At 74.2% G+C, this 23,342-nt stretch carries 16 protein-coding genes; 1 reads left to right on the forward strand and 15 read right to left on the reverse strand.

What is annotated here, in order from left to right; genetic code table 11:
• The first annotated feature begins 128 nt into the window (after positions 1–128).
• Complete coding sequence (eccCa, locus tag ACFVXN_RS13630; protein ID WP_389233234.1) at positions 129–4,106, forward strand: type VII secretion protein EccCa; 3,978 nt, start codon at positions 129–131, stop codon at positions 4,104–4,106.
• Between the two features lie 240 nt (positions 4,107–4,346).
• On the opposite strand, the gene ACFVXN_RS13635 is transcribed toward eccCa, so the two are convergent.
• Genes ACFVXN_RS13635 through ACFVXN_RS13705 form a run of 15 tightly spaced genes read right to left on the reverse strand, consistent with a single transcriptional unit; the run spans position 4,347 to position 23,341 of the window.
• Complete coding sequence (locus ACFVXN_RS13635) at positions 4,347–6,113, reverse strand: RDD family protein (protein ID WP_389233237.1); 1,767 nt, start codon at positions 6,111–6,113, stop codon at positions 4,347–4,349.
• A 49-nt stretch (positions 6,114–6,162) separates the two neighbouring features.
• Positions 6,163–7,167 carry a polyprenyl synthetase family protein gene (locus ACFVXN_RS13640; protein ID WP_389233240.1) on the reverse strand — a complete coding sequence of 335 codons (1,005 nt, stop codon included), beginning with the start codon at positions 7,165–7,167 and terminating at the stop codon, positions 6,163–6,165.
• Positions 7,168–7,192: 25 nt separating this feature from the next.
• Complete coding sequence (nuoN, locus tag ACFVXN_RS13645) at positions 7,193–8,986, reverse strand: NADH-quinone oxidoreductase subunit NuoN (protein ID WP_389233243.1); 1,794 nt, start codon at positions 8,984–8,986, stop codon at positions 7,193–7,195.
• A complete protein-coding gene (locus ACFVXN_RS13650; protein WP_389233246.1) occupies positions 8,983–10,596 on the reverse strand; it encodes an NADH-quinone oxidoreductase subunit M in 1,614 nt (537 codons plus the stop codon). The genes nuoN and ACFVXN_RS13650 overlap by 4 nt, the downstream gene beginning before the upstream one ends.
• Before the next feature lie 10 nt (positions 10,597–10,606).
• On the reverse strand, positions 10,607–12,520 hold the full coding sequence (nuoL, locus tag ACFVXN_RS13655) for an NADH-quinone oxidoreductase subunit L (RefSeq protein ID WP_389233249.1): 1,914 nt from the start codon (positions 12,518–12,520) through the stop codon (positions 10,607–10,609).
• Between the two features lie 7 nt (positions 12,521–12,527).
• On the reverse strand, positions 12,528–12,827 hold the full coding sequence (gene nuoK, locus ACFVXN_RS13660) for an NADH-quinone oxidoreductase subunit NuoK (RefSeq protein ID WP_389233252.1): 300 nt from the start codon (positions 12,825–12,827) through the stop codon (positions 12,528–12,530).
• Positions 12,824–13,678 carry an NADH-quinone oxidoreductase subunit J gene (locus ACFVXN_RS13665; protein ID WP_389233255.1) on the reverse strand — a complete coding sequence of 285 codons (855 nt, stop codon included), beginning with the start codon at positions 13,676–13,678 and terminating at the stop codon, positions 12,824–12,826. The genes nuoK and ACFVXN_RS13665 overlap by 4 nt, the downstream gene beginning before the upstream one ends.
• Positions 13,678–14,403 (reverse strand): NADH-quinone oxidoreductase subunit NuoI, encoded by a 726-nt coding sequence (gene nuoI / locus ACFVXN_RS13670; protein ID WP_389233258.1) that lies wholly within the window; start codon positions 14,401–14,403, stop codon positions 13,678–13,680. The genes ACFVXN_RS13665 and nuoI overlap by 1 nt, the downstream gene beginning before the upstream one ends.
• A complete protein-coding gene (gene nuoH / locus ACFVXN_RS13675; RefSeq protein ID WP_389233261.1) occupies positions 14,396–15,763 on the reverse strand; it encodes an NADH-quinone oxidoreductase subunit NuoH in 1,368 nt (455 codons plus the stop codon). The genes nuoI and nuoH overlap by 8 nt, the downstream gene beginning before the upstream one ends.
• Positions 15,760–18,396: an NADH-quinone oxidoreductase subunit G gene (locus tag ACFVXN_RS13680; RefSeq protein ID WP_389233264.1), complete on the reverse strand. Its 2,637-nt coding sequence runs from the start codon at positions 18,394–18,396 to the stop codon at positions 15,760–15,762. Before ACFVXN_RS13680 ends, nuoH begins: the two co-directional genes overlap by 4 nt.
• The gene (gene nuoF / locus ACFVXN_RS13685; RefSeq protein ID WP_389233267.1) at positions 18,393–19,736 is read right to left on the reverse strand and encodes an NADH-quinone oxidoreductase subunit NuoF; all 1,344 of its coding nucleotides are present in this window, start codon (positions 19,734–19,736) and stop codon (positions 18,393–18,395) included. Before nuoF ends, ACFVXN_RS13680 begins: the two co-directional genes overlap by 4 nt.
• On the reverse strand, positions 19,736–20,641 hold the full coding sequence (gene nuoE, locus ACFVXN_RS13690; protein ID WP_389233270.1) for an NADH-quinone oxidoreductase subunit NuoE: 906 nt from the start codon (positions 20,639–20,641) through the stop codon (positions 19,736–19,738). The genes nuoF and nuoE overlap by 1 nt, the downstream gene beginning before the upstream one ends.
• Entirely contained in the window at positions 20,641–21,999 is a 1,359-nt protein-coding gene (locus tag ACFVXN_RS13695) for an NADH-quinone oxidoreductase subunit D (protein ID WP_389233273.1), read from the reverse strand. Before ACFVXN_RS13695 ends, nuoE begins: the two co-directional genes overlap by 1 nt.
• On the reverse strand, positions 21,996–22,793 hold the full coding sequence (locus ACFVXN_RS13700) for an NADH-quinone oxidoreductase subunit C (protein WP_389233276.1): 798 nt from the start codon (positions 22,791–22,793) through the stop codon (positions 21,996–21,998). Before ACFVXN_RS13700 ends, ACFVXN_RS13695 begins: the two co-directional genes overlap by 4 nt.
• The gene (locus ACFVXN_RS13705) at positions 22,790–23,341 is read right to left on the reverse strand and encodes an NADH-quinone oxidoreductase subunit B (protein WP_389233279.1); all 552 of its coding nucleotides are present in this window, start codon (positions 23,339–23,341) and stop codon (positions 22,790–22,792) included. Before ACFVXN_RS13705 ends, ACFVXN_RS13700 begins: the two co-directional genes overlap by 4 nt.
• Position 23,342 lies beyond the last annotated feature (1 nt).

Genomic DNA, 23,342 nt, shown 5'->3' on the forward strand with positions numbered 1-23,342 from the left:
CCCTGCCGGGGTCGCCCGTCCGGCGCAGCGCGACGGGGCCGACGTCGGTCCCGGACGGTAGGTTGACGCCACAGGAACGTCGGGGGGCGTGCGGCTCCCCGCCCGGCAGGAGGGACCGAGCGCCGACGATGTCGATCGCGACGCAGCAGGGGACGCGCCTGGAGCCGCCCGCCGTCCCCAGCGGGCAGGTCGTCCTCCAGCCGCCCCCGGAGATCCAGCCGTCCGACGGCATCAGCGGGATGCTCGCCAACGCGATCCCGATGCTCGGCTCCGTGGGCTCCATCGTGTTCGTCGCGATGAACCAGCCCGGTCCCCGCGGGTACATCGCCGCCGGCATGTTCCTGCTCGCGTCCCTCGGCTTCGTCGGCGTCAACGGCTGGCGGCAGCGGTCGCAGCACCAGGCACAGGTCGTCGGCGCCCGCCGGGAGTACCTGGCCTACCTGGCCGACCTGCGCGGCTCGGTGCGCCAGGCCGCGGGCGCGCAGCGCCGTGCCGCCGAGTGGTCCTCCCCGGACCCGCGCGCGCTCGCCGCCGTCGCGGAGGAGCGCACCCGCGTCTGGGAGCGCCGGTCGCAGCACGACGACTTCCTCGCCGCCCGCGTCGGTGTCGGCGCGCAGCCCCTGTGCCTGGACCTCGAGGCGCCGCAGACCCCGCCGCTCGCCCAGCTCGACCCGGTCGCCGCGTCCGCCGCGCACCGGTTCCTCGTGACGCACCGGGTGCAGCAGGGCGTGCCGCTGGCGTTCGACGTCCGGTCCGTCGCCCGGATCGAGGTCACCGGCGCCGCCGCCGAGACCCGCGCGCTCGCCCGTGCCGTCCTCAGCCAGCTCGCCACGTTCCACGCGCCCGAGGACCTGCAGATCGCCGTCCTGGCGGGCGACGCCGCGATGCCCGAGTGGGACTGGGTGAAGTGGCTGCCGCACGCCCACTCGCCGCGGTCCCGCGACGCCGTCGGGGCGGCCCGGATGATCGGCACCGACCTCGCCGACATCGAGGGCCTGCTCCCCGAGGACCTCACGGACAGGCCGCGGTTCGGCTACGCCGCCGAGGCGACCCTCCCCCATGTGCTGGTGGTCGTCGACGGCGGGCGCGTCCCGGTCGGGAACCCGATCCTCACCGCCGACGGCGTCCTCGGCGTGACCGTGCTCGAGCTGCCCGACCGGTGGGGCGAGCTCGACGAGCCCACCACCCTGCGCCTGAACGTGGGCGCGGCCGTCGCCACCGAGGACGCCGTGCGCGCGCCCGTGGACGTGCTGCGCCTCGGCAACCCGCCCGTGCGCGTCGACGGGGACCAGATGTCCCTCGCCGACGCCGAGGCGACCGCCCGCCGCCTGCTGCCCCTCCACGTCGAGTCCGGCCCCGAGCGCTCCGACGAGGAGGTCTCGTCCGAGCTCGTCGACCTGCTCGGCGTCGGCGACGTCCGCGACCTCGACCTGTCCGTCGCGTGGCGGCCCCGGCTCGCCCGCGACAAGCTCCGGGTGCCGATCGGCGTGACCCCGCAGGGCCAGCCCGTCTCCCTCGACATCAAGGAGTCCGCGCAGCAGGGCATGGGGCCGCACGGCCTCATCATCGGTGCCACCGGCTCCGGCAAGTCCGAGGTGCTGCGCACCCTGGTGCTCGCGCTCGCGCTGACCCACTCGTCCGAGGACCTCAACTTCGTCCTCGTCGACTTCAAGGGTGGTGCGACGTTCGCCGGCATGGCGGACATGCCGCACGTCTCCGCGATCATCACCAACCTCGGCGAGGAGCTCACGCTCGTCGACCGCATGCAGGACGCCCTCCAGGGCGAGATGGTCCGCCGCCAGGAGCTCCTGCGCGCCTCGGGCAACTTCGCGAACGTCGCCGACTACGAGAAGGCCCGCAAGGGCGGCCGCACCGACCTCGCGCCGCTGCCCGCCCTGCTGATCGTCTGCGACGAGTTCTCCGAGCTGCTGTCCGCCAAGCCCGAGTTCGTCGACCTGTTCGTCACCATCGGGCGCCTCGGCCGGTCGCTGCAGATGCACCTGCTGCTGTCCTCGCAGCGCCTCGAGGAAGGCCGGCTGCGGGGCCTCGAGTCGCACCTGTCCTACCGGATCGGCCTGCGGACGTTCTCGGCCGCGGAGTCCCGGACCGTGCTGGGCGTCCCCGACGCGTACACGCTGCCGCCCGTCCCCGGCATGGGCTACCTCAAGCCCGACACCACGACGATGATCCAGTTCCGCGCCGCGTACGTCTCCGGGCCGCCGAAGGGCCGCCGCCGGTCCGTGCAGGGCGGCGCCACCGCGGGCACCGGGCACGCCCGGCTCGAGGCGTTCACCGCCGCGCCCGTGCTCGGCGGCGTCGCCGAGCAGCCCGCCACCACCGAGGTCGTCACCGCGGACGCCGAGGAGACCCGCGCGACGTTCGACATCGCCGTCGACCGGATGAAGGACCAGGGCCCGCCCGCCCACCAGGTGTGGCTGCCCCCGCTGGTCGTGCCCCGCACCCTCGACGAGCTCATGCCCGACCTGGCCGTCGACCCGCGCCTCGGCCTGGTGTCCGCGGGCTGGCGGTCCGCCGGCACCCTCACCGTGCCGCTCGGCACCGTCGACCGCCCCCTGGAGCAGCGCCGCGAGAACCTCACCGTCTCGCTCGGCGGCGCCGCGGGCCACATGTCGGTCGTCGGCGCGCCGCGCACCGGCAAGAGCACCGTGCTGCGGTCCGTCGTCACCGCGCTCGCGCTCACCCACACCCCGCTCGAGGTGCAGTTCTACGTCCTCGACTTCGGCGGCGGCACGTTCGCCCCGCTGGCCGCGCTCGCGCACGTCGCCGGTGTGGCCTCCCGCGCCGAGCCCGACGTGGTCCGCCGCACGGTCGCCGAGGTCGAGTCGATCATCGACAACCGCGAGCGGTACTTCCGCCAGCAGGGCATCGACTCCATCGAGACCTACCGGACGCGCCGCGCCCAGGGCACCGCCGACGACGGCTACGGGGACGTGTTCCTCGTGGTCGACGGCTGGTCCACGGTCCGCAACGAGTTCGACGAGCTCGAGGCGCGCATCCAGGCGCTCGCCGGCCGGGGCCTCACGTTCGGCGTCCACCTCGTCGCGTCCGCCGCCCGCTGGATGGACTTCCGCACCCAGATCAAGGACGTGTTCGGCACCCGGATCGAGCTCCGGCTCGGCGACCCGATGGACTCCGAGTTCGACCGCAAGGTCGCCGTCAACGTCCCGAAGGACCGCCCGGGTCGCGGTCTGTCCGTCTCCAAGCACCACGTGCTCACCGCGCTCCCCCGCGTCGACTCCGACCCGAACCCGGGCACGCTCGGCGCCGGCGTCACGCACCTCGTGGAGACCGTCAACGCCGCCTGGCAGGGCCCCGCCGGACCGAAGCTGCGGCTGCTGCCCGACGAGATCACGCTCGACGCGGTCCGCGCCGACCAGCGCGGCGACGCGAGCCGGCTGCTGCTCGGCATCGACGAGGCGAACCTCGCGCCCGTCGGCGTCGACGTCACCGACGAGGCGCACCTGTACGCCTTCGGCGACGGCGGCTCCGGCAAGTCGGCGCTGCTGCGCGGGGTCGCCGCCGAGATCCGCCGCCTGCACACCCCGCAGCAGGCGCAGATCTTCGCGATCGACTTCCGGCGGTCGCTGCTCGGCGAGATCCCCGAGGAGTACCTGGCCGGCTACTTCACCACCCAGGAGCAGGCCGCCGCGGAGATCGGTGGCCTCGCCGACTACCTGCGCTCCCGGATGCCCGGCCCGGACGTCACCCCCGAGCAGCTGCGGAACCGGTCCTGGTGGACGGGCGCCGAGGTGTACGTGCTCGTCGACGACTACGACCTCGTCGCCACCAGCTCCGGCAACCCGCTGGCCCCGCTGGTGCCCCTGCTGGCCCAGGCCGGCGACGTCGGCCTGCACCTCGTGCTCGCCCGCCGGTCCGGTGGCGCCGGGCGCGCGATGTACGAGCCCGTGCTCCAGGCCCTGCGCGACCTCGCCGCCCCCGGGCTGGTCCTGTCGGGCAGCCCCGACGAGGGCGCGCTCATCGGCGGCGCCAAGCCCGTCCCCGGCGTCGCGGGCCGCGCGCAGCTCGTCACCCGCGACCACGGCCGCCAGGTCGTCCAGCTCGCCTGGACCCCACCCACCTCCTGACCCGGGCCGGCGTGGGCGGGCGGCCCGCAGCGCGGCGAGCGCGCCACCCGGCGGCGAGTGCGCCACCGCGCGAGGGCGCACCCGCCCTCTCCGGGTCGCGCACGGGTGCGCTCCCACGCTCCCCCGCCGGCGACCGCGGCAACCGTCGGCGAGTGCGCCCCGACGCGGCGCGTGCGCCTTCGGCCGAGGGCGCACTGGCCGCTCCAGGGCGCGCTCGGGCAGCGCGCGCGGGGCGCGCGGTCAGGTGGTGGTGACCTGGATGCGGTGGTTGCCGAGGACGAGGGTCCAGCCCGCGGTGACGTGGGCCGGCTGGGCGGGCGGCAGCGTCCACGGGGTGCCGGCCGGGTCGACGAGCACGGTGCCGTTGGTGGAGCCGCGGTCGACGACCTCCAGGCCGCCGGGAACCGGGCGGAACTCGAGGTGGGTCGAGGACACCGACTGCTCGGGGTCCTCGACGGTGACGAGGTGGGTCCAGCTCGCGGTGCCGGCGACGGGGCGGCGACCGATCAGGCCGGGCCCGCCGACCTCGACGCGGGCGCCGGTCTCGAGGACGAGCACGAGCGGCACGTCCTGCGGCGCCGCCCCGCCCCAGCCCGCGACGCGGGTGTGCTCGAGGTCGCCGAGCACCGGGACCGTGGGGATGGTCGCGTCCGGGAGGTCGTCGACGGGCGCCGCGGGGAGCGGCGCCGGGGCGGGACGCTCGGGCTCCGAGGGGACCGGTGCCGAGGCAGGACGCTCGGGCTCCGTCGCAGTCGGCTCGGCCGCGATCGGCTCGGCCGCGTCCGACTCGGGACCGAGTGCCGGCGGGGTCACCGGCGCGGGACCGGCGAGCATCGTCGGGACCGGCTCGGCGGCGTGCGTCGGGGGTCCGTCGGGGGCGGGACCCGCGACCGGCACCGCGGGCGCGCTCGCCGGGAGCTCTGGCGCGCCCACCGCGGGCGCGGGGTCCACCGGGGCGGGGCGGGCGACCCGTACGGCGTGCTCCGGCGGGGGCCCTGCGAGCGTGGGCCCGGACGGCGCGGGGGCGGCGAGCGGCGCGGCAGGGGCGCGCACGGGTGCGGGTTCCGGGGCTCGCGGCGCGGGCGGCGCGGTGGTGGGACGACCCTCGCGCGCGGCGGGCACGGGCGCGGGGGACGCGGGCGCGGACGAATCGGGCGCGGACGAGTCGGCACCGGGTACGTCACCGGTTGTCGCCCCGGGCGCCCTCCCGTCGGGTCCGACCGGCAGCGGTCGGGCGCGGAGCACGAGCGTGCCCGCGGCCTTGTCGTGCCAGCCACGCTGCTCGGGGCCCTCGTCCCAGGCGCCGGAGCCCGCGACGACGTAGACGCCGATGCCGCCGACGATCCCGCCGAGGCCCTGCACCACGGAGCGGACGAGCACCGCCCACAGCCCGGCGGGTCGGCCGGTGCGGGCGGAGACGGTGCGGGTGCCCAGCAGCGCGCCGCCGACGGTGCGGCCCGCGAACGCCTCGGCGAACCACTGGCCGGCGGCGAGCAGCAGCAGGAGCAGGCCCGGCACCAGCAGCGCGCCCACGGACCCGTCGCCGCGCAGCGACGGGAGCACAGCGAGCGCGCCGAGCCCGCCGACCAGCACGGCGAGCAACTGGTCCACGAGCAGCGCGACCAGGCGCCGCCACACGGGTGCCACGGCGTCGTCGACGTCGGTGCCCAGCGACCAGGTCGGCGTCCGGCGCGGCTGGACCTGGGGTGCCGGGAGGGGCCGCGCGGACGCCGCACCGGGCGCCACCGAGGTCGCGTCGCCGAACGGCCGGACGGCCCCGGCCCCGGTACCGGCCCCGACTCCGGCCGCAGACGCGGACGCGGCTCCGATCCCGGACGCGCCCCCGGGCTCGACGCCGGCCACGCGCTCCACCCGCGCCCCGCAGCTCCCGCAGAACACCGCGCCGGGCTCGAGCGCGGCCCCGCAGGCGGCGCAGAACGCGGCGTCGGCGTCAGTCCCGCCCGCTCCCGCGCTCCCGCTCCCGCTCCCGCTCCCGACCGTCGTCACTGCTCCCCCTCGCTGCGCACCGGCCGTCGGGGCCGGCTGCGCTCCTGCGTCACGCCGCCCGGTCGACGAGTGCGTCCGCGAACGACACGAACGAGTCCTTGACCGGCCCGTCGGGCAGCGGCGCGAGCAGCTCGACGGCCTCGGAGACCAGGGCGATCGCGCGGGCGCGCGTGTCGCGCACGACGTCGTGGGCGCGCAGGGCGGCGAGCACCTCGGCGAGCACCGTGTCGTCGGACAGGTCGCCGTCGAGGCGGGCGACGAGGGCGACGTCGTCGGGGTCGCCGGTGGTGGCGGCGCGCTCGCGCAGCAGGAGCACGGGCATCGTGGGCACCTGCTCGCGCAGGTCGGTGCCGGGGGTCTTGCCGGAGACGTCGCCGTCGGAGGTCAGGTCCAGCACGTCGTCGGCGAGCTGGAACGCCACACCGATCCGCTCGCCGAACGCGGCCACGGTCTCGACGACCTCGGGCGTGCAGCCGCCGTACATGGCGCCGAGGCGGGCGGACGTGGCGATGAGCGAGGCGGTCTTGTCCGCGAGCACCTGCAGGTAGTGCTGGACGGGGTCGCCGTCGGTGCCGGGGCCGAGGGACTCGTGCAGCTGGCCGAGGCACAGCCGCTCGAAGGTGCCGGCCTGGATGAGCACGGCCTCGGGGCCGAGGTGGGCGACGGTGGTGGACGCGCGCGCGAACAGCAGGTCGCCGACGAGGATCGCGACGTTGTTGCCCCAGACCTCGTGCGCGGCCGGCGCCCCGCGGCGCAGCGGCGCGGAGTCCATCACGTCGTCGTGGTACAGCGAGGCGAGGTGCGTGAGCTCGACCACGACGGCCGCGTCGAGCACCTCGTCGCGGCTGCCGTCGCCGAGCTCGGCGGCCAGGAGGGTCAGCAGCGGGCGCAGGCGCTTGCCCCCGGCGTTGGCCAGGTGGTGCGCGGCGTCGTCCACGAGCTGGTCGGCGTACGCGACGGCGCCGCGCAGGCGGTCCTCGACGACGTCGAGGCGTCCCGCGATGCGCTCGGCGAGCACGGGGTCGGCGAGCGGCAGGGCGGTCGGGGAGGTCACGGGTCGAACCTATCTGGCCGGACGGTCACGGGAGGAGCTGGGCGACCGACGCGATCGCGTCGAGGACGGGCCCGGGGACGACGCCCAGGGCGAGGGTGAGCACGGCGCACACCCCGATGGCGACGACCGCGAACCCCTGGGACCCGACGACGACCGTGCCGGGCCGCGGGGCGGTGGCGGCGGTGGCGGTGGCGGTGGTGGCGGTGGCCTCGCCGCCGGCCGGGGTCTGCGGTCCGCCCTCGGGGTGCGTGAAGAACATCAGGACGATGATCCGGACGTAGAAGAACGCGGCGGCGGCGGAGGCCACCACGCCGACGACCGCCAGCGGCCAGGCGCCGCCCTCGACGGCCGCGCTGAACACCGCGAACTTCCCGGTGAAACCGGCGGTCAGCGGGATGCCCGCGAACGACAGCAGGAACAGCACGAACGTGCCCGCCAGGACCGGGTTGGTCCGACCGAGCCCGGCCCACTGCGACAGGTGGGTCGCCTCGCCGAGGACCGGACCCTCGGCCTCGAGCGGCGCGTCGCCGTCGGAGCCGTCGCCGGTGTCGTCCGTCCCGGCGACCGAACCCGCCCCGGAGACCGAACCCGCCCCGGAGACCGCGACCGTCCCGGACCCCGCGACCGCCCCCGCCGCAGCGGGCACCCGCGCGGCTCCGCGCACGGCACCCCGCTCGCGCACCAGCGACACGATCCCGAACGCCCCGACCGTCGCCGCGCCGTAGGCGAGCAGGTAGAACAGCACCGCGGTGATCCCGGACTGGGTCAGGGCGACGACGCCGGTGAGCACGAACCCGGCGTGCGCGACGGACGAGTACGCGAGCACCCGCTTGACGTCGGTCTGCACGAGGGCGACGACCGTCCCGACGGCCATCGTGGCGATGGCGACGGTCCACATCATCGGCTCGAGGTCCCACCGCAGGTCGGGCAGCACCACGTAGAAGATCCGCAGCAGCGCTCCGAACGCGGCGACCTTGGTGCACGCGGCCATGAACCCGGTGATCGGGGTGGGCGCGCCCTGGTAGGCGTCGGGCGTCCAGGAGTGGAACGGCACCGCGCCGACCTTGAACAGCAGGCCGACGAGCACGAGCAGCGCGCCCGCGAGCAGCAGGCCGTCCATGCCGGTGACGGTGCGGACCGCGGCGGCGATCTCGACGTAGCGCAGCGACCCGGCGAACCCGTAGAGCAGCGCGATGCCGAACAGCAGCAGCGCGGACGCGAACGACCCGAGCAGGAAGTACTTCATCGACGCCTCCTGGCTGAGCAGGCGGCGACGGCGCGCGAGCCCGGTCAGCAGGTACAGCGGCAGCGACAGCACCTCGAGGGCGACGAACAGCGTGAGCAGGTCCCCGGTGGCCGGGAAGATCAGCATGCCGCCGGTGGCGAACAGCACCAGCGGGTAGACCTCGGTCTGCTGGAGCCCGGCGGCGCGCGCGGCCTCCTCGTAGCCCGAGCCGGGGATGGCGGCGCCCTGCGGGGCGAACGCGTCCTCACCGGTGTCGGTCCGGTCGGCGATGACGAGCACCGCCAGCAGCGCGAGCACCGCGATGGTGCCCTGCAGGACGAGCGTCGGGCCGTCGACGAGCACGGACCCGCCGAGCACGTCGGTGCCGCCGGTCGCGTCGACGTCGGACCAGAGCGCGGCGACGGCCACGACGGCCCCCGCCAGCGCGAGCAGGGTGACGGTCAGCTGGACGGGTCGGCGCGCGCGCCGGGGCACGAACGCCTCGACCAGCACGCCGAGGACGCCGGCGCCGAGCACCAGCAGGATCGGGGTGAGCTGGGCCCACGCGATGTCGGGCGCCGTGAAGCCGCTCACTGGTCGCTCCCCTCGAGGCTCTCGGTCAGGGGCATCTCCGCGGGGGGTGCGTCGACGCCGCCGACCTGGGTGACGGACTCGGCGGCGGGCTGGTCCACCAGCCGCAGCGCCGGGGCCGGGTAGAAGCCGAGCACCAGCATGATCGCGATGAGCGGGCCGACGACCCACCGCTCGCGGCCGCCGATGTCCCGGGTGCCGGCGAGGTCGTCGCGGACGGGGCCGGTGAACACGCGCTGGTAGGTCCAGAGCACGTACACGGCGGCGAGCACCACGGCGACGGCGGCGATCACGGCCGCCGCCCGGTTGGTGCCGAACGTGCCGACGACGACCAGGAACTCGGAGACGAACGTCGACAGGCCGGGCAGCGACAGCGCGGACAGGCCGGTCACGAGGAACACGCCGGCGAGGACGGGGGTGACCTTCTGCAGGCCGCCGAAGTCCTCGATGCGGGCGGACCCGCGCCGGGCCGCGAGGAACCCGACCAGGAGGAACAGCGCCCCGGTCGAGAGCCCGTGGTTGACCATGTAGAACGACGAGCCGGCGATCGAGGTCGACGTGAAGGCGAAGATGCCCAGCACGATGAACCCGAAGTGCGAGACCGACGTGTAGGCGACCAGCCGGAACAGGTCCTGCTGCCCGATGGCCAGCAGCGCGCCGTAGAAGATCGACACGATCGCCAGCACGATGATGACCGGCGCCGCCCAGCGGGACGCGTCGGGGAACAGCGGCAGGCAGAGCGTGAGCATCCCGAAGGTGCCGACCTTGTCGAGCACGCCGACCAGCAGCGTGGACGTCCCGGCGGGGGCCTGCTCGGCCGCGTCGGGCAGCCAGGTGTGCACGGGGAACATCGGCGCCTTGACCGCGAAGGCCACGAAGAACGCGAGGAACAGCCAGCGCTCGGTGCCCACGGGCATGTCGACGCCGACCAGGTTCTCGGTGAGGAAGCCCTGCTCCCCGCCCGGGCCCTGGAGGTACAGGCCGATGACGCCGGCCAGCATGATCAGCCCGCCGGCCAGCGAGAACAGCAGGAACTTCACGGCCGCGTACCGCCGCTGCGCCCCGCCGAAGCCGCCGATCATGAAGTAGACCGGGATGAGCATGGCCTCGAACAGGACGTAGAACAGGAACACGTCCCGGGCGGCGAACACCGCGACCATGAACGTGGTCAGCACGAGCACGAGCGCCAGGTAGTGCCGCAGCCGGTCGGTGGGCGCTGCGCCGGAGTCCTGCTCCCGCCACGCCGCGAGGATCACGACGGGCACGAGGACCACGGACAGCAGCACCAGCGCGAGGCCGACGCCGTCGACGCCGAGGGCGTAGGAGACGCCGAGCTGCGGGATCCAGCCGTGCGTCTCGGTGAGCTGGTGGACCGCGGCGGACCCGGTGTCGAAGGCGAGCAGCGCGGCGACGCCGAGCAGCACCTCGACCAGGGCGACGCCGAGCGCCACCTGCCGGGACCAGCGGCGCGCGCCGGTGCTGGTGCCGTCGGCGGCGGTGCCGCCGGGCAGGGCCCAGAGCAGCGCGGCGCCGACGAGCGGCCACACGACGAGGAGGGTGAGCCAGGGCACGTCCGGGGACAGCACCGTGGCGGCGAGGGCGGGAGACGACATCGAGTTCCCCTCAGATCCGGGGCGCCAGGACGACGACCGCGAGGACGACGAGGCCGAGGAGCATCGTGGCGGCGTACTGCCGGGCGTAGCCCGACTGCAGCCTCCGCACGATCTCCCCGATCCCGACCGTGAGACGGCCGAGGCCCGTGAACGCCCCGTCGACCGCGGTGCGGTCGCCGTAGACGAGCGAGCGGGTCAGGTGCCGGCCGGGCTCGACCAGGACCGCGTCGTTGACCGCGTCCTGGTAGAGGTCCACCCGGGCGGCGCGGGTCAGGACGGACCCGTCCGGCGCCACCTCGGGCACCGGCAGGGACAGGTACTGCCGCCAGGCGAGCGCTAGGCCGAGGGCCACCGCGACCAGCGTGGCGACCTGGATGACCAGCACCGGGAGCACGGGCTCGTGGTGCTCGACGTGCCCGGTGACCGGCTCGAGCCAGGTGGTGAACCCGCCGCCGAGCTGGAGCACGAAGCCGAGCGCGACCGAGCCGATCGCGAGGACGACCATCGGGACGGTCATCAGCGCGGGCGACTCGTGCGGGTGCTGCTCGTGGCCGTCGGACTTCGGGGCCCAGCGCTGCTTGCCGTGGAACGTCAGGAAGAACAGCCGCGACATGTAGAACGCGGTGATCCCGGCGCCGACCAGCGCGACCGCGCCGAACAGCCAGGCGCGCCACTCGCCGCCGACCTCGGGGACCACGAACGCGGACTCGATGATCTTGTCCTTGCTCCAGAACCCGGAGAACGGCGGGACACCGAGGATCGCGAGCCAGCCGGCCCCGAACGTCACCCAGGTGACGAGCATGTACTTCCGCAGACCCCCGAACCGGCGCATGTCGGTCTGGTCGTCCATGCCGTGCATGACGGACCCGGCGCCGAGGAACATCCCGGCCTTGAAGAACCCGTGGGTGACGAGGTGGAAGATCGCGAACGCGTACCCGACCGGGCCGAGGCCGGCGGCGAGCACCATGTAGCCGATCTGGGACATCGTCGAGGCGGCGAGCGCCTTCTTGATGTCGTCCTTCGCGCAGCCGATGATCGCACCGATCAGCAGCGTGATCGCGCCGATGATCGTGACGACGAGCTGCGCGGTGGGTGCGCCCTCGAACACGGGCGCGGACCGGACGATCAGGTAGACGCCGGCGGTGACCATCGTGGCCGCGTGGATCAGCGCGGACACCGGCGTGGGGCCGGCCATCGCGTCGCCGAGCCAGGACTGCAGCGGGAACTGCGCCGACTTGCCGCACGCGGCGAGCAGCAGCATGAGGCCGATCGCGGTGAGCGTGCCCTGCGACGCGCCCCCGACCCCCGCCGCCACGGTGTCGAAGTCGACCGCGCCGAACGTCGCGAACATGAGCATCAGCGCGACCAGCAGGCCGACGTCGCCGACGCGGTTGGCGACGAACGCCTTCTTCGCGGCGACCGCGTACGGGGTGTGGTGGTTCCAGAACCCGATCAGCAGGTAGGACGCCAGGCCGACGCCCTCCCAGCCGACGAACAGCAGCAGGTACGAGTCCGCGAGGACCAGCACGAGCATCGCCGCGATGAACAGGTTGAGGTACGCGAAGAACCGGCGGCGCGCGGCGTCGTGCGCCATGTACGCCACCGAGTACAGGTGGATCAGCGTGCCGACTAACGTCACCAGCAGCACGAAGGTCAGCGACAGCGGGTCGACGCGCAGCCCGGCGGCGAGGTCGAACCGGCCGGCGGAGATCCAGTCGAACAGGTGCACGTCGACCACGCGGTCGTGCGCGTCGCGGCCGAGCAGGTCGGTGAGCAGCACCGCGGCGACGACGAACGCCGCGCCGGACGCCAGCACCCCGAGCCAGTGGCCCCAGCGGTCGGCGCGCCGGCCGAGCAGCAGGAGCACGGCCGCGCTCGCGAGGGGCACCGCCACCAGGAGCGGTGCGAGGGAGTTCAGGTCCACGGTCCCCTCAGCTCTTCAGCAGGTTGATGTCGTCGACGGACGCCGACTTCCGGGTGCGGAAGATCGACACGATGATCGCCAGGCCGACGACCACCTCCGCCGCGGCGACCACCATCACGAAGAAGGCCATGACCTGGCCCGTGAGGTCGCCGTGCAGCCGCGCGAAGGTCACCAGCGCGAGGTTCGTGGCGTTGAGCATCAGCTCGACGCCCATGAACACGATGATCGCGTTGCGGCGCAGCAGCACCGTGGCGGCGCCGAGCGAGAACAGGATCGAGGACAGCACCAGGTAGTGCGTGAGGCTCACGGCTGGGTCTCCGTCCGGGTCGAGGCCCCGCCGAGCGCGACGTCGCTCGTGGGCCCGGTGGTCGAGCCGGGGTCGGCGACCACGGGCGCGCCGTCGCCGCCGTCGGCCGCGGCGATCGCCGCCGCGTCGGCCCGGTACGGGGTGGTGGACGCCTGCTGGCCGCGGATCCGCAGCACGCGGGACACGGACTCCTCGATGGGCCGGCCCTGCGGGTCGAGCGCGGGGACGTCCATCGCGTTGCGGCCCGCGAACACGCCGGGGGCGGGCAGCGGCGTGAGGCGGGCGCCGGCGGCGACGCGCGCGGCGGCCCGCTCGGGCTGCTTCACGACCGCCTTGAGCCGCTGGCGGTGCGTCAGCACCAGCGCGCCGAGCGCGGCGGTGACCAGCAGGGCGCCGACGACCTCGAGGCCGAACACGTGCTCGCCGAAGATGATCCGCGCGACGCCGACCGGGTTGCCCGGCCCGTTCGCCTCGGTCAGGCCGACGGCGTCCGGGTAGACCGCGCGGCCGACGACGCCGGTGAGCACGGCCATCAGGCCGAGCGCCGCGATCCAGCCGACCCACCGCTGCCCGCGGATGGTCTCCACGAGGGAGTCGGACGCGTCGACGCCGACCAGCATGAGGACGAACAGGAACAGCATCATCACGGCGCCGGTGTAGACGACCACCTGGACGACGCCGAGGAACGGCGCCTCCTGCGCGATGTAGAGGAACGCCAGCGAGATCATGATCGTGATGACGCACAGGGCCGCGTGCACGGCCTTGCGGGACAGCAGCAGACCGAGGGCGGCCAGCACCATGATCGGCGCCAGCACCCAGAACAGGACCGCCTCGGCGGTGCTCGGGGTCATCAGGCCTCCTGCCCTGCGGTGCCGGTCGGCGCGGACGTCGCGGCGGCGCGCGCACGGGCCGCGTCCAGCGTCGGGTCCTCGGGGCGGAGCCCGGCGACCCAGTCGACCTGCGCGGCGGTCGGCCCGATGACCTCGCCGCGGTAGTACTCGGTGTCGGTGGTGCCCTCGACCATCGGGTGCGGGGCGGCGAGCATGCCCTCGGCCATCGGCGCGAGCAGGTCCTGCTTCTCGAAGATCAGGCCCTCGCGGGTGGGGCCCGCGAGCTCGAACTCGTTGGTCATGGTCAGCGCGCGGGTGGGGCACGCCTCGATGCACAGGCCGCAGAAGATGCAGCGCAGGTAGTTGATCTGGTAGACGCTGCCGAACCGCTCCCCCGGCGACATCTGGTGGTCGGGGGTGTTGTCGGACGCCTCGACGTAGATCGCGTCCGCGGGGCACGCCCAGGCGCACAGCTCGCAGCCGATGCACTTCTCCAGGCCGTCGGGGTACCGGTTGAGCTGGTGCCGGCCGTGGAACCGGGGCTTCACGGGGGCGGTCTCGAACGGGTACTGCTCGGTGACCGTCTTGCTGAAGAAGTTCTTGATCGTGACGCCGAAGCCGGCGGCGGGGCCGAGCGCGTCGGCGACCGGGCCGCGCTTCGGGATCAGCGACTCGTACGGCTGGTGGGCAGCGACCTCACCGCCCCCGGCACGCTTCTGGACGGCCTTGTCGGGCGTGTCAGCCACGCGGCACCTCCTGGGTGGGGGACCCGGGCGCGTCGCCCTGGTCCGGCTGCTCGGTGTCGGTCGCGGGCCCGCCGACGAGGGCGGGGGCCGCGGGCTGCTGGGCGGCGCGGCGCGCGGCGCGCGGCGACGGCGGCAGCACCTGACCGGGCAGCGGCGGGACGGGGAAGCCGCCGGCGAACGCGTCGAACGGCTCGTCGGCCGCCGGGCCGTCCGGTGCGGGCTTCTTCTCGGGGATGAGGAACGACGCGATCACGACCAGCGCCATGATCCCGCCGAGCACGCCGGCGACCGTCCGGATGTCGACGTCGGCGAACTGCCGCACGCCCTGCACCACCGCGACGCAGACCAGCCAGACCAGCGCGGAGGGGATCAGCACCTTCCAGCCGAAGTTCATGAACTGGTCGTACCGGAACCGCAGCAGCGTGCCGCGGATCCACACGAACAGGAACATGAACAGCCAGACCTTGCCGACGAACCACAGCAGCGGCCACCAGCCCTCGTTGAACATCCCGTCGTTGATCGCCGACAGCGGCCACGGGGCCCGCCAGCCGCCGAAGAACAGCGTGGTCGCGACGGCCGAGACGTTGAGCATGTTGATGTACTCGGCGAGGAAGAACCACGCGAACTTCATCGACGAGTACTCGGTGGTGTAGCCGCCGACCAGCTCGCCCTCGGCCTCGGGGAGGTCGAACGGCAGCCGGTTGGTCTCGCCGACCATCGAGATGACGTAGATGACGAACGCCGGCGCGAGCGGGATCAGCCACCAGACCGTGGTCTGGGAGGACACGATCTCGGAGGTCGACATCGACCCGGCCAGGATGAACACGCTGACCAGGGACAGGCCCATCGACAGCTCGTACGAGATCACCTGGGCGGTGGACCGCACGGCGCCGAGCAGCGGGTAGGTCGAGTTGGACGACCAGCCGCCGAGCACGATGCCGTAGACGCCGACCGAGGCGCACGCCAGGACGTACAGCACCGCGACCGGGAAGTCGGTGAGCTGCAGCGGGGTGAGGACGCCGAAGATCGACACCTCGGGCCCGAACGGGATCACGGCGTAGGTCAGCAGCGAGCAGAACACCGCGATGAACGGCGCCACCAGGTAGACGACCTTGTCGGCCGCCTTGACGGTGACGTCCTCCTTGAGCAGCAGCTTCATCGCGTCCGCGAGCGACTGGAACAGGCCGAACGGGCCGTGCACGTTCGGGCCCGGGCGCAGCTGCATCCGGCCGACGACGCGGCGCTCGAACCAGATCGCGATGAGCACGCTCACCAGCAGGAACACGATGATGCCGACGGCCTTGAGCAGCCAGACCCAGAACACGTCCTGGCTGAAGTCGGCCGCGCCGGTGCCGATCATGCGGCCCCCTCCTCGTCCTCGGTGGAGCCGGTCGGGTCGATCGCGGGCGCGATCCGCACCAGGTCGCCGGGCAGCGCGTGCAGCGCGGACCGGACCTGGCTGGCGCCCGAGGCGGTCGGCAGCCAGACGACGTGGTCGGCCATCTCGGTGACCACCGCCGGCAGCGTGATCGTCCCCGCGCCGGTCGCCACGGTCAGCGGCGCGCCGTCGGTGATGCCCGCGGCGGCCGCGGTCGCGGCGGACAGCCGGGCGACCGCGCGCTTGGCGGTGCCGGCGAGGAACGGCTCGCCGTCCTGGAGCCGGCCGGAGTCGAGCAGCAGGTGCCAGGTCGCCAGCACCGCGTGCCCGGGGGCGACGGCGGGCGGCTCGGCGGCGGGCACGGCCGGGGCGTCGACGCGTGCGCCGTCCCAGCCCTCGCGCAGCGCCTCGGCGTCCGCGTGCACGGCCGCGACGGTGCGCAGGCCCAGGGTCACGCCCATCTCGTCCGCGAGCGCGTCCAGCACCCGGTGGTCGGGCATGGCGGTGGACGTCAGCGCCTGCGGGAACGGCCGCGGGCGGCCCTCCCACGTGACGAACGTGCCGGGGCGCTCCACGGGCGGGGCGACCGGCAGCACGACGTCGGCCAGGGCGGTCACCTCGGAGGCGCGGACCTCGAGCGAGACGACGAACCCGCACGCCTCGAGCGCGGTCCGGGCGGCGGCGGGGTCCGGCAGGTCGCGGAGCTCGACGCCCCCGACCACGAGGCCGCCGAGCGTGCCGTCGGCCGCGGCGGCCAGGATCGCCGTGGCGTCCCGGCCCGGCGCGGCGGGCAGCTGCTCGACGTCCCAGGCGGCGGCGACGTCGACGCGGGCGGCCGGGTCGGCGACGGGGCGGCCGCCGGGCAGCAGGGTCGGCAGGGCGCCGGCCTCCACGCCACCGCGCTCCCCCGCGCGCCGCGGGATCCAGGCGAGCCGGGCGCCGGTGCGCTCGGCGAGCCGCAGGGCGGCGGACAGGCCGCCGGGCACGGCGCCGAGGCGCTCGCCGACGAGGACCAGCGCACCCTCGGCGCCGAGCGCCGCGGCGGCGTCGGCGAGGTCGCCGGTGCCGATGGCGTCCAGCACCTCGGGCTCGGTGCCGGGTGCGGCGGCGATCAGGTCGCCGTCGAGGCGCTCCAGCCCGCGGGTCGCGAGCGGGGCGACGGACAGCACGCGGGTGCGGCCGGCGACGACGCCCTTGCGCAGCCGCAGGAACACGACGCCCGCCTCCTCCTCGGCCTCCAGGCCGACGAGCAGCACCGCGGGGGCCGCCTCCAGGTCGCGGAACGTCACGCCCAGGCCGGTGCCGGCGACGGCGTGGCCGAGGAACGCGAGCTCCTCGTCGGAGTGCGGGCGGGCCCGCAGGTCGACGTCGTTGGTGCCGAGCACCACGCGGGCGAACTTGCCGTACGCGTAGGCGTCCTCGACGGTCAGCCGGCCGCCGGGCAGCACGCCCACGCCGCCGGCGTCCCGGGCCTGCGCCAGGCCGTGCGCGGCGACCTCGAGGGCCTCGGCCCAGGAGGCGGGGTGCAGCTCGCCGCGGGTCCCGTCCGCCGCGACGTCCCGCACCAGCGGGGTGGCGATCCGGTCGGCGGCGGCCTGCCAGGTGAAGGCGAACCGGTCCTTGTCGGTCAGCCACTCCTCGTTGACCTCGGCGTCCTCGCCGGCCAGCCGGCGCAGCACCACGCCGCGGCGGTGGTCGACGCGCAGCGCCGAGCCGGACGAGTCGTGCTCGCTGACGCCGGGGGTCGACACCAGGTCGAACGGCCGGGCGCGGAACCGGTACGCCGCGCCGGTGAGCGCGCCCACCGGGCAGATCTGCACGGTGTTGCCGGAGAAGTAGGAGGCGAACGGCGATCCAGAGCGGTCGTCGTCCACTGTGGGCGCAGCGGGTCCGACGGGGATCTCCGCACCGAGCAGCACCGGGCCGCCGGCCGGGAGGGTGCCCGTCGAGCCGTCAGGATCGTCGCCCGCGCCCGCGAACCCGAGCACGTCGGCGTCGAACCGCCCGATCTGCTGCATCGCCCCGCGCTTCTGCAGGTCGATGAACGGGTCGCCCGCGATCTCCCGGGAGAACCGGGTGCACCGCTGGCAGAGGATGCACCGCTCGCGGTCGAGCAGGATCTCGGTGGAGATCGCCAGGGGCTTGGGGAACGTGCGCTTGACGTCGACGAACCGGGTCGAGCTGCGGCCGTTCGACATCGCCTGGTTCTGCAGGGGGCACTCGCCGCCCTTGTCGCAGACCGGGCAGTCCAGCGGGTGGTTGATGAGCAGCAGCTCCATCACGCCGTGCTGCGCCTTGTCGGCCTCGGCCGAGGTGCGCTGCGTGCGGACGTCCATGCCGGGCGTCGCGGTCAGCGTGCAGGAGGCCTGCGGCTTGGGCATCTTCGCGACCTTGCCGTCGCGGCCCGGGGCCCAGACCTCGACCATGCACTGCCGGCAGGCGCCGGCGGGCGCGAGCAGCGGGTGGTCGCAGAACCGCGGGATCTGGATGCCGAGCTGCTCGGCGGCCCGGATCACCAGGGTGCCCTTCGGCACGGTGGTCTCGATGCCGTCGATGGTGAACGTGACGCCGTCCTGGACCGCAGGCACGGCGCTCTTCTGATCGGTCACGGTCATGCGTGGGCTCCCGCGAGCTGCGCGCCGGTGCGGCGGGGCGTGTAGGGGAAGAGCGTCGAGCGCTCCGGCGGGAACAGCACGTCCGCCGGGGTGTGCGTCCCGGCCTCGAACTCGTCCCGGAAGTACTGGATGGCCGAGGTGATCGGGCTGGTCGCGCCGTCGCCGAGGGCGCAGAACGCCTTGCCGAGGATGTTGTCGCACAGGTCGAGCAGCAGGTCGATGTCCCCCGACGTGCCCTGCCCGGCCTCGAGCCGGCCGAGCACCTGCGCGAGCCAGAACGTGCCCTCGCGGCAGGGGGTGCACTTGCCGCAGGACTCGTGCTTGTAGAACTGCGTCCAGCGCGACACGGCCTTGACCACCGACACGGTGTCGTCGAACACCTGGAGGGCGCGGGTGCCGAGCATCGACCCGGCCGCGCCGACCTCCTCGTAGGTGAGCGGGACGTCCAGGTGCTCGGCGGTGAAGATCGGCGTCGAGGACCCGCCCGGGGTCCAGAACTTCAGCTCGTGGCCCTCGCGGACCCCGCCGGCCATCTCCAGCAGCTCGCGCATCGTGATGCCGAGCGGCGCCTCGTACTGCCCGGGCCGCGCGACGTGGCCGGACAGCGAGAACAGGCCGTGGCCGGGCGACCGGTCGGTGCCCATCGAGCGGAACCAGTCGGAGCCGCCGACGAGGATGCCCGGCACGGACGCGACGGACTCGACGTTGTTGACGACGGTCGGGCGCGCGTAGAGGCCCGCGACCGCGGGGAACGGCGGCTTGAGCCGCGGCTGGCCGCGCTTGCCCTCGAGCGAGTCGAGCAGCGCGGTCTCCTCGCCGCAGATGTACGCGCCGGCGCCGGCGTGCACGGTGACGTCGAGGTCGTAGCCCGAGCCCTCGATGTCCTTCCCGAGCAGCCCGGCCGCGTACGCCTCCTCGACGGCCTTCAGCAGCCGGCGGTAGACGTGCACGACCTCGCCGCGCACGTAGATGAACGCGTGGTGGCAGCCGATCGCGTAGGACGTGATCGCGACGCCCTCGATCAGCACCTGCGGGTCCGCCATCATCAGCGGGATGTCCTTGCAGGTCCCCGGCTCGGACTCGTCGGCGTTGACGACCAGGTAGCGGGGGCCGCCGTCCGGCGCGGGCAGGAAGCCCCACTTCATGCCGGTCGGGAACCCCGCGCCGCCACGGCCGCGCAGGCCGGAGTCCTTCACGGTGGTGACCACGTCGGCGGGGTCCATCGTCAGCGCCCGGCGCAGGCCGCGGTAGCCGCCGCGCGCCTGGTAGGTCGCCAGCGTCCAGGACCGGTCGGCGTCCCAGCGCTCGCTGAGCACCGGGGTGAGCGTCGTGTCGCCCATCACGACTCCTTCGTCTCGTCGGTGGCGGGCTCGCTGGTGTCGTCCGCACGGTGCTCGGCCTTCGACTGCTCGGCGCCGCGGTCCTCGGCACCGGCCGCGGGGCGGTCGACGCTCGACTGCTCGCCGCCGGAGGCGGGCGCGGTGGGGACCTCGGCGGCGTGCGGGGCGTCGTCGTGGGCGGAGTCACCCTGCGCGCCGCCCTCGAACGCCGGGGCGGTCCAGCCGCGCTCGCGCGCCAGCGCCAGGCCCCGCAGCGTCGGCTCGCCGGCGGCCACGCCCTCGTCCGCCAGCCCGTCGGGGAACCCGGCGAGCACGCGGGACACCTGCTGGAAGGTCTGCACCTGCGCCGGGCCGCGGGTCGGGGCCACCGGCTCCCCCGCGATCAGCCGGCCGACCACGTCGGCCGCGGACTCCGGCGTCTGGTTGTCGAAGAACTCCCAGTTGATCATCATGACCGGCGCGTAGTCGCAGGCCGCGTTGCACTCGATCCGCTCGAGCGTGATGGCGCCGTCCGCGGTGGTCTCGTCGTTGCCGATGCCCAGCCGGTCGGTCAGCTGCTCCCAGATGGCGTCGCCGCCCATGATCGCGCACAGGGTGTTCGTGCAGACGCCCACGGTGTAGCGGCCGTTGGGGCGGCGCTTGTACTGGGTGTAGAACGTCGCGACCGCGGACACCTGGGCGGTGGACAGGTCGAGCGTCTGCGCGCAGAACGCGATGCCCGCCGGGCTGACGTAGGCGTCCTCGCTCTGCACCAGGTGCAGCAGCGGCAGCAGCGCCGAGCGCGGGTCCGGGTAGCGGGCGACGACCTGCGCGGCGTCGGCGGCGAGCCGGGCGCGCGTGGCCTCGTCGTACGTCGCGCGCGGGCGCCCCGTGCCGGGGATCCGCGGGTGGTCGATGGTCGACATCAGCGGTCCACCCCTCCGAGCACCGGGTCGATGGAGGCGACGGAGCAGACCACGTCGGCCACCTGCCCGCCCTCGCACAGCACCGACACGGACTGCAGGTTGTTGAACGACGGGTCGCGGAAGTGCGCCCGGTACGGCTTGGTGCCCCCGTCGGACACGAGGTGCACCCCGAGCTCGCCGCGGGGGTGCTCGACGGTCTGGAACACCTGGCCCGCCGGGACCCGGAACCCCTCCGTCACCAGCTTGAAGTGGTGGATCAGGGCCTCCATCGAGGTGCCCATGATCTCGCGGATGTGGTCGAGGGAGTTGCCCATGCCGTCCGACCCGATGGCCAGCTGCGCGGGCCACGCGATCTTCTTGTCCGCGACCATCACCGGCTGCCCCGCGGACCGCTGCAGGCGCTCGACGACCTGCTCGACGATCCGCATCGACTGGTAGCACTCCTCGATGCGCAGGACCAGGCGGTCCCAGCAGTCCGCGCCCTCGGAGACCGGCACGTCGAAGTCGTAGGTCTCGTACCCGCAGTACGGGGCGGCCTTGCGGACGTCGTACGGCAGGCCGGTGGAGCGCAGCATCGGGCCGGTGATCCCCAGCGCCATGCAGCCCGCGAGGTTGAGCACCCCGACGTCCTTCAGGCGCCCCTTGAGGATCGGCTGCCCGAGCATGAGGTCCTCGAGCTGCTTCATGTAGCGGCGGACCCCGGTCAGCGCCTCGCCGACCTGGTCCAGCGCGCCCGGGGGGATGTCCTGCGCGACGCCGCCGGGCCGGATGTACGCGTGGTTCATCCGCAGGCCGGTGACCAGCTCGAAGATCCGCAGGACCTCCTCGCGGGCGGTGAACCCGATGGTCATGATCGTCGTGGCGCCGAGCTCGTTGCCGCCGGTCGCGAGGCACACGAGGTGCGACGCGATCCGGTTGAGCTCCATCATCAGGACCCGGATCTGGGTCGCGCGCTCCGGGATGTCGTCGGTGATGCCGAGCAGCTTCTCGACCGCCAGGCAGTAGGCGGCCTCCTGGAACAGCGGGGCGACGTAGTCCATGCGGGTGCAGAACGTCACGCCCTGGGTCCAGGTGCGGTGCTCCATGTTCTTCTCGATGCCGGTGTGCAGGTAGCCGATGCCCGCGCGGGCCTCGGTCACCGTCTCGCCGTCGATCTCGAGCATGAGGCGCAGCACGCCGTGGGTCGACGGGTGCTGCGGGCCCATGTTGACGACGATGCGCTGCTCGCCGAGCCGGGCGGCCTCCTCGGCGATGTCGGACCAGTCGCCGCCGGTGGCCTCGAAGGTGCGCACGCCCTCGGTCTCGTCGTCGACGACGTGACCGGTCGCGCGGACGTCCGGAGGGGTCTGGGTGCTCATGAGTACTGCCTCCGCTGGTCGGCCGGCGGGACGGTGGCGCCCTTGTACTCCACGGGGATGCCACCGAGCGGGTAGTCCTTGCGCTGCGGGTGCCCGGGCCAGTCGTCCGGCATCTCGATCCGCGCCAGGTCGGTGCGGCCGGTGAAGACGATGCCGAAGAAGTCCCAGGTCTCGCGCTCGTGCCAGTCGTTGGCCGGGTAGACCCCGACCGTCGTGGGGATGGTCGCGTCGCCGTCGGGCACCGCGACCTCGAGGCGCAGCCGGCGGCCGTGCGTGACGGACACCAGGTGGTAGACGGCGTGCAGCTCGCGGCCCGCGTCGTGCGGGTAGTGCACGCCGGAGACGCCGAGCGACAGCTCGAACCGCAGGTCCTGGTCGTCGCGCAGGTGCTGCGAGACCTCCACGACGTGCTCGCGGGCGATGTTCAGGGTGAGCTCGCCGCGGTCGACCACGACCGACTCGACCGCCGCGTCGAACCCGGTGCCCGACGCGTCCAGCAGCTCGGCCAGCACGTCGACGACCTCGTCGAACCAGCCGCCGTAGGGCCGCTCGCTCGGCCCGGGCAGCACGACCGTCTGCACCAGCCCGCCGAACCCGGAGGTGTCGCCCGAGCCGTGCACGCCGAACATGCCCTGCCGGACGTCGACGACCTCCAGCGGGATCGTGCGGTCCGCCGGGACGTGCTGCGAGCCGGCCTCGAGGGCGGTCTCGCTGGTCCGCTGGGAGCCGGCGTCGGCCGCGGCCGCGTCACCGGTCGTCACCGCCGCGGCGGCGTCGCGCTTCTCGTCGCTCATCGCAGCAGTCCCGTCATGTGCGAGGTGGGGGTGGCCCGCAGCGCCGCGGCCTCGACCTCGGCGGCGATCCGGCTGCGGTTGCCGCCCAGCGGCTCGGCCTTGATCTGCTCGTGCAGCTCGAGGATCGCGTTGATCAGCATCTCCGGGCGCGGCGGGCAGCCGGGCAGGTAGATGTCGACCGGCACGACGTGGTCGACGCCCTGCACGATCGCGTAGTTGTTGAACATGCCGCCGCTGCTGGCGCACACGCCCATCGACAGCACCCACTTGGGCTCGGCCATCTGGTCGTAGACCTGCCGCACGACCGGGGCCATCTTCTGGCTCACCCGGCCCGCGACGATCATCAGGTCCGCCTGGCGCGGGGAGGCGCGGAACACCTCCATGCCGAACCGGGAGATGTCGAACCGGGACCCGCCCGTCGCCATCATCTCGATCGCGCAGCACGCCAGGCCGAACGTCACCGGCCACACCGAGCCCTTGCGGGCCAGGCCCGCGAACTTCTCGACCGTCGTCAGCACGAACCCCGAGGGGGCGTCCTCGATCCCCATG

It is taken from the genome of Cellulomonas sp. NPDC058312 (assembly GCF_042880135.1).
In the GTDB taxonomy this organism is placed as follows: Bacteria; Actinomycetota; Actinomycetes; order Actinomycetales; family Cellulomonadaceae; genus Cellulomonas.